The following is a 19,371-nucleotide window of genomic DNA, read 5'->3' on the forward strand; positions in this document are numbered from 1 at the left end:
TAGTTTTATGAAAAAAAGAATAGACGTATTATTAGTTGAGCAAGGATTTTTTGAAAGTAGAGAAAGAGCTAAAAAGGCTATAATGGCAGGACTTGTTTTTGTAGATAATCAAAGATGCGATAAAGCGGGTGTAGATGTTAAAGAAGATGCTAAAATAGAAGTAAAAGGAAATCCGATTCCGTATGTAAGTAGAGGAGGATTAAAGCTTGAAAAGGCAATGAAAAACTTTGGACTAACATTAGATGGTAAAGTATGCATGGATATTGGTTCATCTACTGGTGGATTTACAGACTGTATGCTCCAAAATGGAGCTATAAAAGTATTTTCAATAGATGTAGGGTATGGACAACTTGCATGGAAATTAAGACAAGATGAAAGAGTAGTATGTATGGAAAGAACTAATATAAGACATGTTACTATTGAAGATACAAAAGAATTTTCAGATTTTGCATCTATAGATGTTTCTTTCATATCATTAAAACTAGTTTTACCAAAAGCTAAGGAACTTGTCTCTTCAGATGGGCATGTGGTTGCTCTAATAAAACCACAATTTGAAGCTGGAAGAGAAAAGGTAGGTAAAAAAGGAGTTGTTAGAGAAAAGTCTACACATATAGAAGTAATAGAAACTATATCTGAGTTTGCAGTTGGAATAGGATTCTCTATACTAGACTTAGACTACTCTCCTATAAAAGGACCAGAAGGCAATATAGAGTATTTAATATACTTAAAGAACTCAAATGATGGATATGAATTTAATAAAGAAGAGTATAGTAAGAAAGTGTTAGACGTTGTAGAAGCATCTCATAACTTAAATAAATAAAAAATTATACTTATATAGATAAAGGGGGATTTGAAGTGATCCTTGAATTGTATATGAAGAATTGTGCTTTAGTAGAAGAGCTAAGGTTGACTATTGATGAAAATCTAAATATATTAACGGGAGAAACTGGTTCAGGAAAATCTATAATAATAGATGCATTAGGATTATGTTTAGGTGAAAAATATGATAGGTCATTTTTAAGAAAAGGTACAGAAAAAGGTATAGTTGAAGCTATATTTTCTTCAGAAAGCCAACACTTAAAAAATGTTCTTGAAAAATATGATATAGAGTTAGATGAAGATAATTTATTGGTGATAACTAGAGTTATTTATAATGATGGAAAAAGTGTGGCAAGAGTTAACGGAAGAACTTTAAAGTTATCAGTATTAAAAGAAATTGCAACTACATTAATCGATGTTCATGGACAACATCAAAATCAGGCTTTATTTAACAAAGAAACGCATTTACAATTTTTAGATTTATTTGGTGAAATTGATTTACAAGATTTAAAGTCAGATTACAAAAATGTGTACAAAGAGTATACTAAGGTAAAAAATGCCTTAAATATTTTAACTGAAAATAAAGATGATATGCAAATTCAGAGAGAAATAGACTTGTTAAAATTCCAAATAAATGAAATCGAATCTGCTAATTTAAGCAAGGATGAATATGAGGATCTTCTCAAACAAAGAGATGTATTTAGAAATAGTGAGAAGATATACAGTAATCTAAATTTAAGTTATCAAAATTTATATGAGGGTAGTGTTAATGCTGTTGATTTAATTGGAAGTGCATCTAAAGAATTAAGTTCTATAGCAGAATATGATAAAGTCTTAGGTGAATATAATGAAAATGTAGAAAGAATAATGTATGAGCTTCAAGATATCTCAAGAGAAATAAGGAATTATAAAGAGAGTATAGATTTTGAACCATATGAACTAGAGCAAATAGAAATAAGAATAGATGAAATTAATAGCTTAAAAAGAAAATATGGAAATACTATAGAAGAGATTTTTGAGTATTATAATAAAACTAAAAATAGATTAGATGAAATATTAAATAGAGATGAAAAAGTAGAAGAATTAAAAAGAGAGATACTAAGAATTGAAAATGTACTTAATGATAAAGCTGAGAAATTAACTCAAGCTAGACAAAAAGTCGCATCTAATTTGGAAGAGGTTCTATTAATAGAGCTAAAAAGCTTAAATATGAAAAATGTACTATTTAAAGTTAAGTTTGAAGAAAGTAACTTTACTTTAGAAGGTAAAGATGATATAGAATTTATGATATCTTTTAATCTTGGAGAAGATATAAAACCTATATATAAAGTTGCTTCTGGAGGCGAAATGTCTAGATTTATGCTAGCATTTAAAACTATACTTGCAGATATAGACCAAATAGATACATTAGTATTTGATGAAATAGATACTGGAATAAGTGGTATAGCAGCTCAAATAGTTGGAGAAAAATTATCTCAAATAGCAAAGAAAAAGCAGATAATATGTATAACTCATTTACCTCAAATTGCAGCAAATGCAGATACTCATTACTGTATAGAAAAAAATACATCAAATGATAGAACATTTACGAATATACGTAGGCTAGATCGTGACCAAAAGCGTGATGAAATCGCCAGACTTATAGCTGGAAGTAATATAACGGAAAAGACAATAGAACATGCTAGCGAAATTATTGAGTTAGCAAAAAAATAAGGAGGCTTTTAAGTCTTCTTATTTTTTATTTAAAATGAAATTTATTTTACATTTGAATAAAATTTTACAATTAAGGAACTATAATAACATAATTAGTAAATTTAGGAGAATGCAAATGTTTAATAAAAAGATATATACAAAAATTATATGTGTATCTATATTTATATTTTCAATTATAGGAATGATAAAATATAATAATTTAATTGATAATAATCATTATATAGAAACTATAAATGTTTTTGAAAATAATAAATCTAAGCGATATGTATATCCTTTGGGAAATATCGTTGGTATTAAAGCAAATACAGATGGGGTCTTGGTAATAGGATATGAAGAAGATGATATAGCATATATAGGTGGCCTTAAAATAGGTGATAATATTATTAAAATAAATGATAAAAAAATTAATAATAGTACTGATATATCAGAATTATTGAATACTTTAAAAACTAATGAAGTAAAAGTAGGATTTCAAAGAGATGATGAATATAAAGAAGAAATTATAAAAGTAAAAAATGAAAATGATGAATATAAATTAGGTTTATGGGTTAGAGACAAAATATCAGGGATTGGGACAATGACTCTATATGACCCTAGTAATGAGACTTTTTTTGCGATTGGTCATGCTATTACAGATGTAGATACTAATAAACTTTTGAAAATAAAAGAAGGATTTTTATACAATGCGAATAATTTAGAAATTATAAAGGGTAATTCAGAAAATGTAGGGAAGATAAAGGGGGAATTTGATTTAAGTAAAGCTATAGGTGAATTTGATAATAATTCAAATTTTGGAATTTGCGGTGATTTATTATTAGATAAAGTAGATCTATTGAGTGGGCAAATAGAATTAGGGACATCTAGTGATGTGAAAATTGGAGATGCTATAATTCTTTTTGAAGATGAAAATAGAAATATAAGAACCTATGATATAAAAATAGAAAAAATAATAGATGATAGTACATGTGATAGAGATATGGTAATAAAGGTTATAGACGAAGACTTAATAAATTATACTGGAGGAATAATTCAAGGAATGAGTGGTATTCCTATTATACAAAATAATAAGCTTATAGGCAGTATCACTCATGTTTTTAAAAAAAATCCTAAAAAAGGATATGGCATTTTCATAGATGAAATGGTAAAATAAAAAATAGATTATAAAATTTTAATAAATATGAAGGATTATAATTTTAGTATGTCGAATTATCTTTTAGTAAAGAATTAAAAATAGATTTTCTGAAGATAAGAGAATGTTTTATTAATGGGGGGAATTTTAGTGAACGAAAAAATAAAAATAGTTTTAGCTGATGATAATAAAGACTTTTGTCAAGTTTTAAAGGAATATTTATCAAATGAAGAGGACATAGAAATACTAGGGATAGCTAAAGATGGAATTGAAGCATTAGATTTGGTAAAGAGAACTCAACCAGATTTATTAGTTTTAGATGTGATTATGCCGCATTTAGATGGATTAGGAGTTATTGAGAAATTAAATGCAATGGATATACCAAAAATGCCAAAAATAATAGTTTTATCAGCAGTTGGTCAAGATAAAATAACGCAAAGCGCAATTAATTTAGGGGCAGATTATTACATAGTAAAACCTTTTGATTTTGTAATATTTATTAATAGAATAAGAGAATTAGTATCTAATAAGACAGCTCATATAGAGCCAAAGGCTAGAGTAAATACAGATATTCAAATGACAAGAAGTGATTTTGTTAAAAATTCAGGAAATATAGAGACTGAGATAACGAATATTATACATGAAATAGGAGTACCAGCACATATAAAGGGATATTTATATTTAAGGGAAGCTATAAAAATGGTTATTGACAATGTAGAGCTTTTAGGAGCAGTAACAAAAGAGCTATACCTAAGTATAGCTAAAAAATTCAACACGACTCCAAGTAGAGTTGAAAGAGCTATAAGACATGCTATAGAAGTAGCATGGAGTAGAGGTAAAGTAGATACAATAAATCAATTATTTGGATATACTGTTCACAACACTAAAGGAAAGCCAACAAACTCTGAATTTATAGCTATGATTGCAGATAAATTAAGATTAGAACACAGTATGGTAAAATAATTATATAGAGATTAAGAAAATAAGCCTTCTCAATAAAAGAAGGCTTATTTTTTGATATAAAGCATAAAATAAGATAAATAAATGAACAAAATCTTTAAATATTCCATATAATTAACAATATTAACTTATAAAATTTATCAAGGAGACAAAACAATGGAAATATATTTACCCCAAAAAGTCAAATTCATAATAGATAAAATGTATGAAAATGGATACGAAGCATTTATAGTGGGGGGATGTGTGAGAGATAGCATACTTGGAATAACGCCTAATGATTATGATATAACTACTAATGCAAAGCCTGATGAAATTATAGATATTTTTAAAGGTTTTAAAATTATTGATAATGGAATAAAACATGGAACTGTTGGCGTAATAATAGACAAAGAAGTGTATGAAATAACCACTTATAGACTAGAGGGAGAATATGAAAATAATAGACGACCTAAAGATGTAGAATTTACAAAATATATAGAAGATGATTTAAAGAGAAGAGATTTTACAATAAATGCAATTGCATATAATGATAAGCTAGGAATAATAGATAAATTTAATGGAATAACAGATATAAAGAATAAAATAGTTAAAACTGTGGGTGATCCAGATGAAAGGTTTAATGAAGATGGATTAAGACTAGTTAGAGCAATAAGATTTAGCAGTAAGTTAAATTTTAAAATAGAAGATAAAACTTTAAAAAGTATATATAAGAATATTGATATTATAAAAAATATAAGTAAAGAAAGAATTACAGGTGAATTCACAAAGATGATTCTAAGTGATAATCCTCAAGATATTATACTTTTATATAAAACAGGAATCTTTAAATGTATCGGAATTTATTCATATATGAATAAAGAAAAGTATAATGTTTTTGAAAAAGAACTTGGGGTACTAAAATATTGCCCAAACGATTTAGCTAAGAGAATGGCAATGTTGGAATACATCATTAAAAAAAAGAAAATTCCGTCTACAAGTATAATTGATACTTTAGTATATTCTAAAAAACTTAAAAAGGAATGTATGATATTAGTTGATTGTATGCTTGTAGATAGCATAGAAGTAGATCAAATAGAAATAAAGAAATTATTAAATAAAGTAGGTCCAAAAATATTAAGAGAAGCGCTAGAATTAAAAAAAGTATATAATAACTACTTAATATCAAATATACAAAATAAAAATTATGCTTCAAATGAAAAAGATATAATAGATGGTATAATAGAGAAAATTGTAGCAATAGAAAATAACAAAGAGTGCTATAAGTTAAATGATTTAGATATAAATGGAAAAGACTTAGAAAAGTTAGGATATAAAGGGAAAAGTATAGGAGAAAAATTAACTGAATTACTAAATAAAGTTATAGAAAGTCCAGAATTAAATAAAAAAGAAACACTTATAGATTTAATTTAAAGTTGCTGTATAAGCAATAGTTTATGAAATTGTAGTATAGTAAGAATAGAAAATGTGAATTTTAATAAAAGTATAGTAAAATGTGAGTGTATATAGGGTGAGAGATAAAAAAAGGTTAAAATATTTCTTTTATTGCTAAATAATGCTATAATGTAATTTGATTTTAAAAACATATCGGAGGTTTAAAATATGAGAGTCGAAGCCCCTATTAAGGTAGATAGAAAGACTAAAAGGCTTGCGAAAAGACTTACGGGAGGAGAAATAGCAGTAATAAATCATATTGATTTAGATGAAGTTGCTGCAAATTCCTTAGTAGAAGGAAAGATAAAATTAGTAATTAATGCAGCGCCCTCTATAAGTGGTAGATATCCTAATAAAGGACCAGGAATACTTGCGGATAAAAATATTTTTATAATAGATAATGTTGGAGAAGAACTATTTAATGAACTAAGGGAAGATCAGATTATCGAAGTTATAGATGGAAAAATATATAGTGATGGTAAACTTTTAGGAAGTGGAGAAGTTTTAGATAAAAATGCAGTTTCAAAAAAGATAAAAGAAGCATATGAAAATCTTGGAATAGAATTAGATAGATTTATTGATAACACTATAGATTATGCAAAAAAGGAAAAGGGACTTATTTTAGGAGAAGTTGAAATCCCAAAAGTTAAAACTGATTATAAAAATAAACATGTTCTTATTGTAGTTAGAGGACAAGACTATAAACAAGATTTAAGTACGATAATATCTTATATAGAGGAAATGAAGCCTGTTCTTGTAGGTGTCGATGGTGGTGCAGATGCTTTGATTGAATTTGGTTATACTCCAGACGTAATTGTTGGAGATATGGATAGTGTAAGTGATGAAGCATTAAGAAAGACAAAAGAGATTGTTGTTCATGCATATACAGATGGTAGAGCACCAGGTTTAAAAAGAGTACAAGATTTAGGTTTAGATGCAGTAGTATTTCCAGCACCTGGAACCAGTGAAGATATAGCTATGCTAACTGCATATGAATATGAAGCAGAGCTTATTGTTGCAGTTGGAACTCATTCTAATATGATTGACTTCTTAGAAAAAGGAAGACCAGGAATGGCAAGTACTTTTTTAGTAAGGCTAAAAATAGGATCAAAACTTATAGATGCAAAAGGTGTAAATTTATTGTATAGAAGTAGATTAAAGCTTAAATATATATTTGCATTAATCTTAACGGCGTTATTCCCAATATTAATAGTTGCGTCTTTCTCACCAAGTGTAAAACAATTTATACACTTAATGCAGCTAAAGTTTAGGTTATTATTACAGATGTAAAATTAGGAGGATTAAGATGCACATAAATATGAAGTATTATATAGTAACTATAGGTGCTATATTTATATCATTAGGAATAGGTATATTAGTAGGGTTTAATTTAAATTACGATCAAGAGCTTAGTAAACAACAAGCACAAATAATAGGTGATTTAGATGTTAAATTTGAAGAATTAAGAAAGAAAAATAATGATCTAGAAACTAAATTAAAAGAAATAAATACAAGTTATGATAAAACTATTGATTACATTAATAATAACTCTGATAAACTAATATCTGAAGAATTGACTGATAAGAGTATAGGTATAATATCAATTAATGGAAATAGCAATTCAGAATATATAGAAAATGCTATAACTAAAGCTGATGGAAATGTAGTATTTAATATCAATTTAAAGACAGATACAATAAGCGAGGAGATTCTAAATGATGTATCAACTAATGTTGGTGTAGAAATCAAAAATGAGTCAGACTTGATTAATTATGTAGTAGAGTCTTTAAAAAATGATAATGCAAGAGAAAATTTAAAGTACCTTGAGCAAGTAGGGTTATTAGATCTAAATAAGTTAGAATCAAATCATACATCATATACTTCAGTTGTACTATCAGAAGAAACTAATACAAAAGATTTAGCAAAACATTTTGAGTCAATAGATAAATTACTAGTGGAAAAATTAAAATCAGAAGGTAAATACTTAGTTGGTGTTGAAAATACAAATAAAAAAATATCATATATAGAATTATATTCTGAGAATAAGATTGCTACAATAGATAATATAAATCAAGGTAGCGGTAACTTAGCATTAGTATTAGCACTAAAAGATGAAAATGTAGTTGGGAATTTTGGAATATCTGAAACTGCAGAAAGTTTAATACCATATAAGTAAAAGGAGAAAAAATTATGAATCCTTATATAAGCATGATAATACCTGCATACAATGAAGAAGTAAAAATAAAGGATACATTGGAAAGTATAAAAGGTATAAAAGAAATAAATGAAATAATAGTTGTAGATGATGGATCAACTGATAAAACTACAAAAATTGCTTCAGAAGTAAATAGTGAAAAAATAGTTGTTTTAAAATTGGATAAAAATAGAGGTAAAGGATATGCTTTAAATTACGGATTAAAAATAGCAATGAAAAATGCAGATATTATAGGCTTTTTAGATGCAGACTTAGGAAGATCAGCAAATGACGTAAAAAAATTAATAAATCCTATATTAAATGATGAGGCTGATGTAGTAATTGCTAAATTCCCACCAGCAAAGAAAAAAGGTGGATTAGGTTTTGTAAAAGGCTTAGCAAAAGATTCCGTTTTTGAAATGACAGGAGTAGAGCTTGATGCTACTTTATCTGGGCAAAGATTATTCAAAAAAGAAGTTTTAGAAAAATTCAAAGAAATACCATTTGGATATGGTGTCGAAGTCGGAATGACAATAGACATATTAAAGAATGGTTATAAGATAAAAGAAGTATTAGTTAATATGACTCATAATGAAACAGGAAGAGATTTAAAAGGATTTATTCATAGAGGAAAACAATACTACCACATAAAGAGAGTTTTAAAGCAAAAAAAGAAAGAGTGGAGGTAGTTTAATTGAATAGTTATATATTTTATGCTGTTATCTCTATAATAGGATTTATAGGAACATGTTACGCTATACCATTATTTAAAAACTTACTCATAAATAGTAACGTAGTTAGACCAAATTATAAAAATGATATGATACCAGTTAGTATGGGAATTGTATTCCTGCCTATGATTATTATTAATGGTATTATATTAGCTTTCTTTACTGCACAATACAAAAATTTACTATATGTATTTATGTTTATTTTTGGACTAATATCTATGTTTTTTGCAGGGATATTAGATGACATAATAGGAACAAGGGAAGTGAGTGGATTAAAAGGACATTTTAAAAGTTTCTTTAAAGGAGTTTTAACTACGGGTGGATTTAAGGCTATTTTTGGTGGATTTGTAGGTCTTTTAATATCTATAGCGATTTCAGAAAGTATTCCAGATATAATTATAAATACTCTAATAATAGCTTTATCAACGAACTTAATGAACTTACTAGACTTAAGACCAGGTAGAGCTATAAAGGTATATCTAGTAATTACCGTAACAATATTTATAACATTAACAGGATATATAAAAATATTACCATTACTGATACTTCCAAATGTTTTAGCTTACTTTAATTATGATTTAAAAGCAAAGGCTATGATGGGTGACACTGGTTCAAATGTACTGGGGATATCTATAGGAATGCTTATGGTTTTTGGATACTCATTTAATGTTAGAGTAAGTTGGTTAGTATTTTTAGTACTTATACATATATTAACAGAGAAATATTCATTAACTAAAATAATTGAAAATAATAAAATATTAAACTTTATAGATAAGTTAGGAAGGTAAAACTTATGATAAGTAAAAAAATAGGTATAGTAGAATCGATAGTTGATAAAAGCGAAAACTTAGACGATATTAGAGTTAATATTAATGGAAATATACAAAAAGCATATAACTATCCTAAAATGAGTGGGAATGTTAATGTGGGTGATGAAGTTATATTAAATACTACTGCTGTAGAACTAAGTTTAGGTACTGGTGGTTATCATTTTGTTATATCTAATTTAAATAATATAGAATCGAACTTTACTCCAGGTGGTCATATTATGAAGTTAAGATATACACCTTTTCAAGTTAAGGTCGATTCAGTAGAGGAACAGGAAAGTAGTTATCATAGTGCAATTGAAAACTTTAAAAGTCTAGATAATATGCCTGTTGTAGTTGGGACTTTACATAGTATGTTAACTCCATTTGTGGCATCTTATAAAAAAAATAATCCAAATAAAAAATTAGTTTATGTAATGACTGATGGGGCTGCACTTCCTATATTTTTAAGTAAGAATGTAGAAACTTTAAAGGCTAGAAAATTAATAGATTCTACTATAACTATAGGTAATGCCTTTGGTGGTGATTATGAATGTATAAATATTTATACAGCATTAATAACTGCTAAAGAAGTAATTAACGCAGATGCAGTTTTTGTTAGTATGGGGCCAGGTATTGCTGGTACGGGAACTAAATATGGATTTACTGGAATCGAACAAGGTCCAATTTTAGACGCAGTTAAGAAACTAGGAGGAATGCCAATTGCAGTTCCAAGAATAAGTTTTGCAGATATGAGAGAACGACATAATGGAATATCTCATCATAGCATGACAGTATTTAATGATATTGTAAATGTTAGTGTAAATATACCGATTACTGTATATAAAGATAAATTAATAGATACTATAAAGAAACAAATAAAAGATAGCAAATTAGATAAAAAACACAATGTAGTATATATCAATAACGGAAAAACTAAAGAGGATTTAGATTACTTTAATCTAAAGGTTAAAAGTATGGGAAGAAATTATGAACAAGATAAAGAATTCTTCCAAGCGGCAAGCACTGCAGCTTATTACTTAATGGAGGTTTGTAATGATAGAGGAAAAAACTATTAGTAGTGATAGGGTATATACTGGAAAGACAATTAGCTTAAAGGTGGAGACTGTTGAGGTACCAAATAGAGGTTACCAGAAAAGAGAAATTGTTGAGCATAATGGAGCTGTAGGTATAGTAGCAATAACTCCTGAAAATAAAGTGGTATTAGTCAGACAGTACAGAAAGGCTGTTGAAAAGGAATTATGGGAAATTCCGGCTGGTAAAATAGAAATAGGAGAAAATCCAAAAGAATGTGCTATAAGAGAGTTAAAAGAAGAAACAGGTTATAGTGCGGAAAATATGAAATTAATTCATAAGTTTTATACATCTGCTGGATTTTCCAATCAAAAAATATATATTTTCCTGGCTGAAAATCTTATTCAAGGAGAACGAAACCTTGATGAAGATGAGTTTTTAGAAGTTCATGAAATTGATAAGGATGAAGTATACAATATGATAGCACGAAATGAAATTGAAGATGCAAAAACTTCGATTGGAATCTTGCTAATAAAAGAATTAATATAAAAGGCATAACCTCCTCTTTTCTTACATAATAATTTGTAAGGTATAAGGGGAGGTTATAAATTTGAGAAGAACATATGGAAGAAAAGTTTATTATGAGGAACTTAATAAAAAAATAATTTTAATAGGAATACTATTTATAGTATTTGTTATAGTGGGAACTTGCATGAATAAATTTAGTCCAGGCTATGAAGAATCTTTAAATGGTGTTGTTAGTTCGATTGAAAAATACTATAGCTCTAAAGATAGTATATCAGTTAAAAATGTTATTCTATCAAATTTAAAATTAGACTTTAAATTTATGAGTTTAATAGGTATACTAAACTTGTTGGTAATAACATTTCCAGTTTCTATTTTAATTTTTATGCTAAAAGGTGTGTCAATAGGCTATACTATAAATAGCTGCATATTGTTACTTAAATTAAAAAGTATTAAAATTGTGTTTGTGGTTTTGATTAAAACTTTAGCAATTATACCGGGTGCGATTATACTTACACTAGTCTCAATGAACTATTTAAAAGAATTTTTTTATGAATTTAAAAATAGAAATAAAAAAAATATTATATTTTTATTTAAGCGATACTTATTAAATTCAATAATAATAATAGCTGTTTCACTGTTATTACAAGTACTATTGAATTTTATATTTATTAATATTTTACAATTCCTAGTCAGATAAAGGAGTTTGGTATGGACGTCATAAAGGAATATATAGGTTATATAAAAAATAAAAAAAAATTATCTGAAAATACAGTATCATCTTATTTCACAGACATAAAAAAATATACTGAGTACTTAGATAATAAAAATATAAAATTAGAAAAAGTAGGGGAAAATGATATTATAGGTTATTTAATGGAACTAGAAAGGTCGAATGTATCGGCTTCTACAGTTTCTAGGATGATATCGTCTATTAAATCTTTTCATGATTACTTGTTTTTTTCAGGAAATTGTAAAAGTGACCCTGCAAGAAATATAAAAAAACCAAAAGTTAAGCAAAATAATATTGATATTTTAACTGAGTATGAAATTAACTCCTTATTAGATTTCCCTAAATTAGATACTCCTAGATTAATAAGGGATAAAGCAATATTTGAAGTTTTATATGGTACAGGTATAAAAGTTTCAGAGTTAGTAGAAATGGATATAACTGATGTAGATTTGGATATTGAATATATTTATTGTAACTCTGGGAAGAATCAAAGGGTGATACCTATTTCTGATATAACTAAAATTTATTTAGAAAAATATATAAAAGAAGGACGAAATAGGATTGCAAATGAAAAGGAAGAGGCTTTATTTGTAAACTCTTTAGGTAGTAGATTTACAAGACAAGGTCTTTGGAAAATTATAAAAAAATACGCAGTAGAAGCAAATATAAATAAAAATATAAACCCTAGTATGCTTAGACATTCATTTGCGATTCATTTACTAAATAATGGAGCAAATATAGCAGTAGTAAGCAAGATATTAGGAAATTCAAATTTATCAAGTTTACAAAGTTATGTAAATCAAATAAATAAAAATATTAGAAAAGAAGTGAAAGAAAAGCATCCTAGATCATAAGTTACTAAAGGAGGACATTAAAATGAGCAGAGTAATATGGATGGTAATAGACAGTGTTGGTATAGGTGAACTTCCTGATTCAGAGAAGTTTGGAGATAAGAATGTAAATACCTTAGGTAATATAGTTAAAGAATATAGTGATATAAAAATACCTAATATGAGAAAGCTAGGTATAGGTAATATAGATGAAGCAGATTTTATAGAAAGTGAAAAATCACCAATAGGTGTATTTGGAAAATGTGCAGAATTATCACAAGGAAAGGACACAACTACAGGACACTGGGAGATGACAGGTGTCTTAGTTGAGACTCCATTTAAAACTTTTGAAAATGGATTCCCAAAAGAAATAATAGATGAGTTTGAAAGTAAAACTGGAAGAAAAGTAGTTGGTAATAAACCTGCATCTGGTACTGCTATCTTAGATGAATTTGGAGAACATCAAATAAAAACTGGAGATGTAATCGTTTATACTTCAGCAGATAGTGTATTCCAAATAGCAGCAAATGAAGAAATCATACCATTAGAAGAGCTATATAAAATGTGTGAAATAGCTAGAGATATTATGATGGGAGATAATGCAGTAGCTAGAGTAATCGCTAGACCATTTATAGGTAAAAAGGCTGGTGAATTTACAAGAACATCTAACAGAAGAGATTATTCTTTAAATCCTTTTGAGCCTACAGTACTTGACAATATAAAAGAATCAAACCTTGATGTCATAGGTGTAGGTAAAATTGAAGATATATTTAATGGACAAGGTATAACAGAGGCTATACATACAAAAGATAATATGCATGGTGTAGATGAAACAATAAATTATATTAAAAAAGATAATGATGGTTTAATTTTCACTAATTTAGTTGATTTTGACTCTAAGTTTGGTCATAGAAGAAATGTAGAAGGTTATAAAGAAGCACTAGAAGAGTTTGATGCTAGAATACCTGAAATAATGGATGCTATGAAAGATGATGATGTACTAATAATAAATGCAGACCATGGTAATGATCCAACTTACAAAGGTACAGATCATACAAGAGAGTATATACCGGTACTAGTATATGGTAAAAATATAAAAGAAAATGTCAACTTAGGTATAAGAGAGAGCTTTGCTGATATAGGAGCAACAGTTGCAGATTTATTAAATGTAAAAATGCCTAAGCATGGAATTAGTTTTAAGAAAGACATAATGAAATAGTTTTGGAGGAATGGCAAATGAAAAATATGTTTGAAAAAGTACAAGAAAGTGTTTCTTTTATAAAAGAAAAAACTACTGTTAATCCTAAAATAGGTTTAATATTAGGATCTGGTTTAGGGATATTAGCTGATGAAATAGAAAACCCTGTAAAAATAAATTATAATGAAATACCAAACTTCCCTGTTTCTACAGTTGAAGGGCATGCTGGTTGTTTAGTTATAGGTACTTTAGAAGGTAAACAAGTAGTTGCTATGCAAGGTAGATTCCATTATTATGAAGGTTACTCTCAAAGAGAAATAACTTTCCCAGTTAGAGTTATGAAAGCTTTAGGAGTAGAAACTATTGTTGTAACAAATGCAGCTGGTGGATCAAATAAGGATTTCAAGCCAGGTGATTTAATGGTTATAAAAGATCATATAAACTTAAGTGGTAGTAACCCACTAATTGGAGAAAATGATGAAAGATTTGGTCCAAGATTCCCTGATATGTCAACTGCATATCAACCAAAGAATGTAGAATTAGTAAAAGAATGCGCTAAAGAATTAAATATGAAGATTCAAGAAGGTGTTTATGCATTCTTCAGTGGACCAACATATGAAACTCCTGCAGAAGTAAGAATGGCACAAATTTTAGGTGCAGATGCAGTTGGTATGTCTACAGCTCCTGAAGTTATAGTAGCATCACATTCTGGAATGGATGTTGTAGGTATATCTTGCATAACTAATATGGCAGCAGGAATACTTAACCAACCTCTTGATCATGAAGAAGTTATAGAAACTACTCAAAAAGTAAAATCAGAGTTTTTAAGTTTAGTTAAAAAGGTTGTTAATAGAATATAACACAATATAGCAGCCCTAGTATTACTCATAAATAAATACTAGGGCTATTCATAGACCATAGAATATTAGGAGAAATAATATGAGAATCTACGATATAATAAGAAAAAAAAGAGATAACCATGAACTTAGCAAAGCTGAAATAGAATTTTTTGTTGATAAATACTCAAAAGGTGAGATACCAGATTATCAAGCATCAGCGTTACTAATGGCTATATATTTAAATAAAATGAATAAAGAAGAAACTGTATACTTAACAGAAGCTATGATGAATTCTGGTGATGTTATAGATTTATCAGAAATAGATGGTATAAAGGTTGATAAGCATAGTACTGGTGGAGTTGGAGATAAAACGACAATAGCGCTAGCACCATTAGTGGCAGCTTGTGGAGCACCTGTAGCAAAGATGTCTGGGAGAGGTCTAGGACATACTGGAGGAACTTTAGATAAGCTAGAAGCTATTCCTGGTTTCTCAATAGAGATGGAAGCTAAGAAGTTTATAGATTCAGTGAATAAACACAAAATAGCTGTATGTGGACAGACTGCTACAATAGCTGTAGCAGATAAGAAAATGTACGCTCTTAGAGATGTTACAGCAACTGTAGATAATATATCATTAATAGCTGCAAGTATAATGTGTAAAAAATTAGCTTCTGGAGCTAATGCAATTTTACTTGATGTTAAAACTGGTGATGGTGCATTTATGAAAACTTTAGATGATTCATTCGAATTAGCTAAAGCTATGGTTGATATTGGTAATGGGATGAATAGAGATACTATAGGAATGATAACAGATATGGATGAACCATTAGGTTTTGCTGTTGGTAACTCTTTAGAGGTAATAGAAGCTATAGAAACATTAAAAGGAAATGGTCCAAAGGATTTTGTTAACTTATGTGAAACATTAGGTGCATATATGTTAGTTTTAGCTAAGACTGCAGATACTTTCGAAGAAGGTGTAGAAAAAATAAGAGAAGCTATATCTTCTGGTTCAGCGCTTGAAAAATTAAAAGTATTTATAGAAAATCAAGGTGGAGATAAGAGAGTAGTGGATGATTATTCATTATTCCCTCAAGCTAATTTAGTAATTCCTATAAAAGCTCATAGAAGTGGATATATAAGTAGAATTGAAGCTGAAGAGGTTGGAGTATCAGCAATGATTTTAGGCGCAGGCAGAGAGACTAAGGATGATGAACTAGACTTAGCTGCAGGTATAATTTTAAACAATAAAGTTGGAGACTATGTAAACGAAGGCGATACATTAGCAACTATGTATTTAAATAAAGAAGAAAAATTAGAATCTGCTAAAGAGAGATTTATAAATGCATATTCAATAGTTGATGAAAAAGTAGAACCTAAAAAATTAGTATATGGTGTAGTAACAAAAGATGGAATAAAAAAATTCTAGATAAATGATTATAAGAAGCCTAACGTGTAAAAAATAACGTTAGGCTTTTTTATTAAAAAGTCAAAATATTTACAAATTTATTATTTATTTAAAGAAAGGTATTTATTTTATGAATCAAAAAAGATATTTCTTCGACAAATTCATTGAAAATTTTTATGCTTAGATTTATAATATAAAGGATATAAATATATATAAGGAGTAGATAACCTATGAGTTTAAAAGAGAATAAGCTAAAGGTAATAGGAATAACTTCTATTATATTAGTAATTCTTATAGGGGCCTTTGTATTTTATGAAATTGGACCTTATAATAAGAGCAGTAAAAAAGATATAATCGTAGATATACCAAGTGGGTCAACTGTTAATAGTATATCGGATATATTATACGAAAATAAATTAATTAAAAACAAAACTTTATTCAAAATAGTTGTAAAATTAAGTAATGATGCTCAATCAATAAAGGCAGGTAAGTACTTAATTAATCAAACTTATTCTAATAAGGATATATTAGAACTTTTAGTTTCTGGTAAAGTTTATAATGATGGTATTAAAGTAACAATTCCTGAAGGTTCAACATCTAAGGAAATAATTAACACTCTTGTAAAAAATAATATTGGAGATAAAGCTATTTATGAGGAACTAATTAAAAATCCATCTAAATTCTATGAAAAGTTTAGTTTTTTAAAGGAAGATGATATCATATCATTAGAAGGGTTTTTATATCCAGATACTTATTACTTTAAAGAGGAAGATAGCGAAGAAAAAGTACTTTCTGATATGCTTTTAAGATTTAAAAAAGAATATACAGATACTTTAGTAAAGAGGCAAAAAGAACTTAATATGACTTTACAAGAAGTCATAAATTTATCATCTATTATTGAGAAGGAAGCAGTATTAGATGAAGATAGAGCATTAATAGCAAGTGTATTCTATAACAGATTAGATATAGGTATGCCTCTTCAATCAGATGCAACAATACAGTATATATTTGATGAAAGAAAGCAAATTGTAACTTATGCAGATTTAAAAATTGATTCTCCTTATAATACTTATTTAAATAAGGGATTGCCACCGACTCCAATTGCAAATCCAGGTATAAAATCAATTAAAGCTGCACTTTATCCTGAAAAAACAGATTATTTATACTTTGTTGCAAAAATAGATGGTGGAAATAATTATAGTACAAACTATGAAGATCATTTAAAATATGAAAAAGAATATAAAGATGCAAGAGATAAGTTAAAAGAAGAACAAAATAAAAATACAAGTACAAATGAAAAATAATTATAGTTTATTTTAATCTAACGCCAAAATTATGGATTATGTCTTATGTATTAAGGCGTAATCCATATTAGTTTATAAGGAGTGAATTTAATTGAGTAATATAGTAAACAATTTAGTAGAAGAATATATAAGAACTACTCTTAAAGACAAAGACGGTCTTTTAAGGGAATTAGAAATTTATGCTACAGAACATAATGTTCCAATAGTGCACAAGGAAGTTTCTGATTTATTAAAAGTGCTATTAAAGGTAGATAAACCTAAAAATATACTAGAAGTTGGTTGTGCTATCGGATACTCTTCTATACTTTTTGCAACAACAGTGGGTGATGAAGTAAAGATAACAACTGTTGAAAGAAATGAAGCTATGATAGAAAGAGCAAAAGAAAATATAAAGAGAGCTGGATTTGAAAATAATATAACTATATTAGAAGGAGATGCGGAAGAATTATTACCTAAAGTTGAAGGCGAATTCGACATGATTTTCTTAGATGCTGCTAAAGGTCAGTATAAGTTATTTTATGATATGGTTATAGATAAATTAAAGGTCGGAGGACTTTTAATTTCTGATAACATTTTATATAAAGGAATGGTAGCTCATGATGATTTTGTAGTTAGAAGAAAGAAAACTATAGTAAAAAGAATGAGAAATTACCTAGATTATATATGTAATTGCGAGTATTTAAGTACTTCATTGATTCCGATTGGAGATGGAGTAGCGCTTAGCTATAAAGAAAAAGAAAGAGGAGCAGAATAAAATGATAACAAAAGTTGAACTTCAAGCCCCCGCAAGGGATTTAGAAACATTAAAAGTAGCAGTGGAATCTGGAGCGGATGCTGTTTATATAGGAGGGGAATCTTTTGGTATGAAAACATCATCTAAAGATTTCACTAAAGAAGAAATAATAGAGGGTGTAAATTTTGCCCATGAAAGAGGTAAGAAAGTTTATGTAAGTATAACACTACTTCCTCATAATCAAGATTTCATAGGTTTAGAAAATTACTTAAAGGAATTAGAAGAAGCAAAGGTAGATGCATTAATAATATCAGAACCAGGAGTTCTTGAAACTATTAAGAAGGTTGTTCCAAATATGAAGTTACATTTAGGAACATTAGCAAATGTTAATAATTATGCTACAGCAAATTTTTGGTATGATCAAGGTATAAGAAGAGTAGTAGTATCAAGAGAAATATCTCTAAAAGAAATAGAAGGAATAAAAGCAAAAACTCCTTTTGATATGGAAATAGAAGTTTTTGTTCATGGAGGTATGTGCATGTCATACTCAGGAAGAAAATTATTAACAAGCTATATAGCTACTAGAGATATAAACCTTTACTCTGAAGAGAAGAAGTATAATTTGGTTGAAGAGAAAAGACCAGGAGAATATTGCCCTGTGTACGAAGATGAGGGTGGAACATTTTTCTTTAGTTCAAAGGACCTATGTATGATAGAATTTATTCCAAGGCTTATAAAAGCAGGAATAACCAGCCTTACAATAGAAGGAAGAAAAAAGGATTCGGATTATGTAAAAACTGTTGTAAAGGCATATAGAAAGGTAATAGATTCTTTCTATGAAAATCCTGAAAGCTATACTTTTGATAAATCAATAATGAAGGAAATAATAAAAAGTAATCATAGAGAGTACACTACAGGTTTCTATTTAGATGAAACAAAAGTATATGATGAAGAATATTTTGAAAAACTTTAAGTATAGTACTATG

19 protein-coding genes are annotated in these 19,371 nt (G+C 28.0%); all 19 read left to right on the forward strand.

Annotated elements, in window-relative coordinates; genetic code table 11:
• Positions 1-7 precede the first annotated feature (7 nt).
• Complete coding sequence (locus H8923_RS04730) at positions 8-820, forward strand: TlyA family RNA methyltransferase (RefSeq protein WP_153924115.1); 813 nt, start codon at positions 8-10, stop codon at positions 818-820.
• A 35-nt stretch (positions 821-855) separates the two neighbouring features.
• Entirely contained in the window at positions 856-2,532 is a 1,677-nt protein-coding gene (recN, locus tag H8923_RS04735) for a DNA repair protein RecN (protein WP_317982811.1), read from the forward strand.
• Between the two features lie 115 nt (positions 2,533-2,647).
• Positions 2,648-3,682 carry a SpoIVB peptidase S55 domain-containing protein gene (locus tag H8923_RS04740; RefSeq protein WP_153924117.1) on the forward strand — a complete coding sequence of 345 codons (1,035 nt, stop codon included), beginning with the start codon at positions 2,648-2,650 and terminating at the stop codon, positions 3,680-3,682.
• Between the two features lie 114 nt (positions 3,683-3,796).
• On the forward strand, positions 3,797-4,624 hold the full coding sequence (gene spo0A, locus H8923_RS04745; protein WP_187127848.1) for a sporulation transcription factor Spo0A: 828 nt from the start codon (positions 3,797-3,799) through the stop codon (positions 4,622-4,624).
• A gap of 153 nt (positions 4,625-4,777) precedes the next feature.
• A complete protein-coding gene (locus tag H8923_RS04750) occupies positions 4,778-6,031 on the forward strand; it encodes a CCA tRNA nucleotidyltransferase (RefSeq protein ID WP_153924119.1) in 1,254 nt (417 codons plus the stop codon).
• A gap of 189 nt (positions 6,032-6,220) precedes the next feature.
• Positions 6,221-7,342 (forward strand): putative cytokinetic ring protein SteA, encoded by a 1,122-nt coding sequence (gene steA / locus H8923_RS04755; RefSeq protein WP_153924120.1) that lies wholly within the window; start codon positions 6,221-6,223, stop codon positions 7,340-7,342.
• A 16-nt stretch (positions 7,343-7,358) separates the two neighbouring features.
• On the forward strand, positions 7,359-8,228 hold the full coding sequence (locus H8923_RS04760; protein WP_153924121.1) for a copper transporter: 870 nt from the start codon (positions 7,359-7,361) through the stop codon (positions 8,226-8,228).
• Between the two features lie 14 nt (positions 8,229-8,242).
• Complete coding sequence (locus tag H8923_RS04765; protein ID WP_153924122.1) at positions 8,243-8,935, forward strand: glycosyltransferase family 2 protein; 693 nt, start codon at positions 8,243-8,245, stop codon at positions 8,933-8,935.
• Positions 8,936-8,940: 5 nt separating this feature from the next.
• Positions 8,941-9,765, forward strand: coding sequence for a glycosyl transferase (locus H8923_RS04770; protein ID WP_153924124.1), 825 nt, complete (start codon positions 8,941-8,943; stop codon positions 9,763-9,765).
• 5 nt (positions 9,766-9,770) lie between these two features.
• Positions 9,771-10,862: a DUF3866 family protein gene (locus H8923_RS04775; protein WP_153924126.1), complete on the forward strand. Its 1,092-nt coding sequence runs from the start codon at positions 9,771-9,773 to the stop codon at positions 10,860-10,862.
• Positions 10,840-11,367 (forward strand): NUDIX hydrolase, encoded by a 528-nt coding sequence (locus H8923_RS04780; RefSeq protein WP_153924128.1) that lies wholly within the window; start codon positions 10,840-10,842, stop codon positions 11,365-11,367. The genes H8923_RS04775 and H8923_RS04780 overlap by 23 nt, the downstream gene beginning before the upstream one ends.
• A 61-nt stretch (positions 11,368-11,428) precedes the next feature.
• On the forward strand, positions 11,429-12,043 hold the full coding sequence (locus tag H8923_RS04785; protein ID WP_153924130.1) for a hypothetical protein: 615 nt from the start codon (positions 11,429-11,431) through the stop codon (positions 12,041-12,043).
• 11 nt (positions 12,044-12,054) lie between these two features.
• On the forward strand, positions 12,055-12,930 hold the full coding sequence (locus H8923_RS04790) for a tyrosine-type recombinase/integrase (RefSeq protein WP_153924132.1): 876 nt from the start codon (positions 12,055-12,057) through the stop codon (positions 12,928-12,930).
• A gap of 22 nt (positions 12,931-12,952) precedes the next feature.
• Positions 12,953-14,125, forward strand: coding sequence for a phosphopentomutase (locus H8923_RS04795; RefSeq protein WP_153924133.1), 1,173 nt, complete (start codon positions 12,953-12,955; stop codon positions 14,123-14,125).
• Positions 14,126-14,151: 26 nt separating this feature from the next.
• Entirely contained in the window at positions 14,152-14,964 is an 813-nt protein-coding gene (locus tag H8923_RS04800) for a purine-nucleoside phosphorylase (RefSeq protein ID WP_153924351.1), read from the forward strand.
• A 79-nt stretch (positions 14,965-15,043) separates the two neighbouring features.
• Entirely contained in the window at positions 15,044-16,369 is a 1,326-nt protein-coding gene (locus H8923_RS04805) for a pyrimidine-nucleoside phosphorylase (protein ID WP_153924136.1), read from the forward strand.
• A 209-nt stretch (positions 16,370-16,578) separates the two neighbouring features.
• On the forward strand, positions 16,579-17,652 hold the full coding sequence (mltG, locus tag H8923_RS04810) for an endolytic transglycosylase MltG (protein ID WP_153924138.1): 1,074 nt from the start codon (positions 16,579-16,581) through the stop codon (positions 17,650-17,652).
• Positions 17,653-17,743: 91 nt separating this feature from the next.
• Positions 17,744-18,406 (forward strand): O-methyltransferase, encoded by a 663-nt coding sequence (locus H8923_RS04815; RefSeq protein WP_153924140.1) that lies wholly within the window; start codon positions 17,744-17,746, stop codon positions 18,404-18,406.
• A gap of 1 nt (position 18,407) precedes the next feature.
• Entirely contained in the window at positions 18,408-19,358 is a 951-nt protein-coding gene (locus tag H8923_RS04820) for a peptidase U32 family protein (protein ID WP_153924142.1), read from the forward strand.
• Positions 19,359-19,371: the final 13 nt, after the last annotated feature.

Origin of the sequence: Romboutsia faecis (assembly GCF_014323405.1) — a bacterium.
Lineage (GTDB): Bacteria > Bacillota > Clostridia > Peptostreptococcales > Peptostreptococcaceae > Romboutsia_E > Romboutsia_E faecis.

What these genes read in the sequence shown, in the direction of transcription:
- H8923_RS04730 (WP_153924115.1), top strand. Translation starts at nt 8, where the DNA reads ATGAAAAAAAGAATAGACGTATTATTAGTTGAGCAAGGATTTTTTGAA.
- H8923_RS04740 (WP_153924117.1), top strand. Translation starts at nt 2,648, where the DNA reads ATGTTTAATAAAAAGATATATACAAAAATTATATGTGTATCTATATTT.
- spo0A (WP_187127848.1), top strand. Translation starts at nt 3,797, where the DNA reads ATGGGGGGAATTTTAGTGAACGAAAAAATAAAAATAGTTTTAGCTGAT.
- H8923_RS04750 (WP_153924119.1), top strand. Translation starts at nt 4,778, where the DNA reads ATGGAAATATATTTACCCCAAAAAGTCAAATTCATAATAGATAAAATG.
- steA (WP_153924120.1), top strand. Translation starts at nt 6,221, where the DNA reads ATGAGAGTCGAAGCCCCTATTAAGGTAGATAGAAAGACTAAAAGGCTT.
- H8923_RS04760 (WP_153924121.1), top strand. Translation starts at nt 7,359, where the DNA reads ATGCACATAAATATGAAGTATTATATAGTAACTATAGGTGCTATATTT.
- H8923_RS04765 (WP_153924122.1), top strand. Translation starts at nt 8,243, where the DNA reads ATGAATCCTTATATAAGCATGATAATACCTGCATACAATGAAGAAGTA.
- H8923_RS04775 (WP_153924126.1), top strand. Translation starts at nt 9,771, where the DNA reads ATGATAAGTAAAAAAATAGGTATAGTAGAATCGATAGTTGATAAAAGC.
- H8923_RS04780 (WP_153924128.1), top strand. Translation starts at nt 10,840, where the DNA reads ATGATAGAGGAAAAAACTATTAGTAGTGATAGGGTATATACTGGAAAG.
- H8923_RS04790 (WP_153924132.1), top strand. Translation starts at nt 12,055, where the DNA reads ATGGACGTCATAAAGGAATATATAGGTTATATAAAAAATAAAAAAAAA.
- H8923_RS04795 (WP_153924133.1), top strand. Translation starts at nt 12,953, where the DNA reads ATGAGCAGAGTAATATGGATGGTAATAGACAGTGTTGGTATAGGTGAA.
- H8923_RS04800 (WP_153924351.1), top strand. Translation starts at nt 14,152, where the DNA reads ATGTTTGAAAAAGTACAAGAAAGTGTTTCTTTTATAAAAGAAAAAACT.
- H8923_RS04805 (WP_153924136.1), top strand. Translation starts at nt 15,044, where the DNA reads ATGAGAATCTACGATATAATAAGAAAAAAAAGAGATAACCATGAACTT.
- mltG (WP_153924138.1), top strand. Translation starts at nt 16,579, where the DNA reads ATGAGTTTAAAAGAGAATAAGCTAAAGGTAATAGGAATAACTTCTATT.
- H8923_RS04820 (WP_153924142.1), top strand. Translation starts at nt 18,408, where the DNA reads ATGATAACAAAAGTTGAACTTCAAGCCCCCGCAAGGGATTTAGAAACA.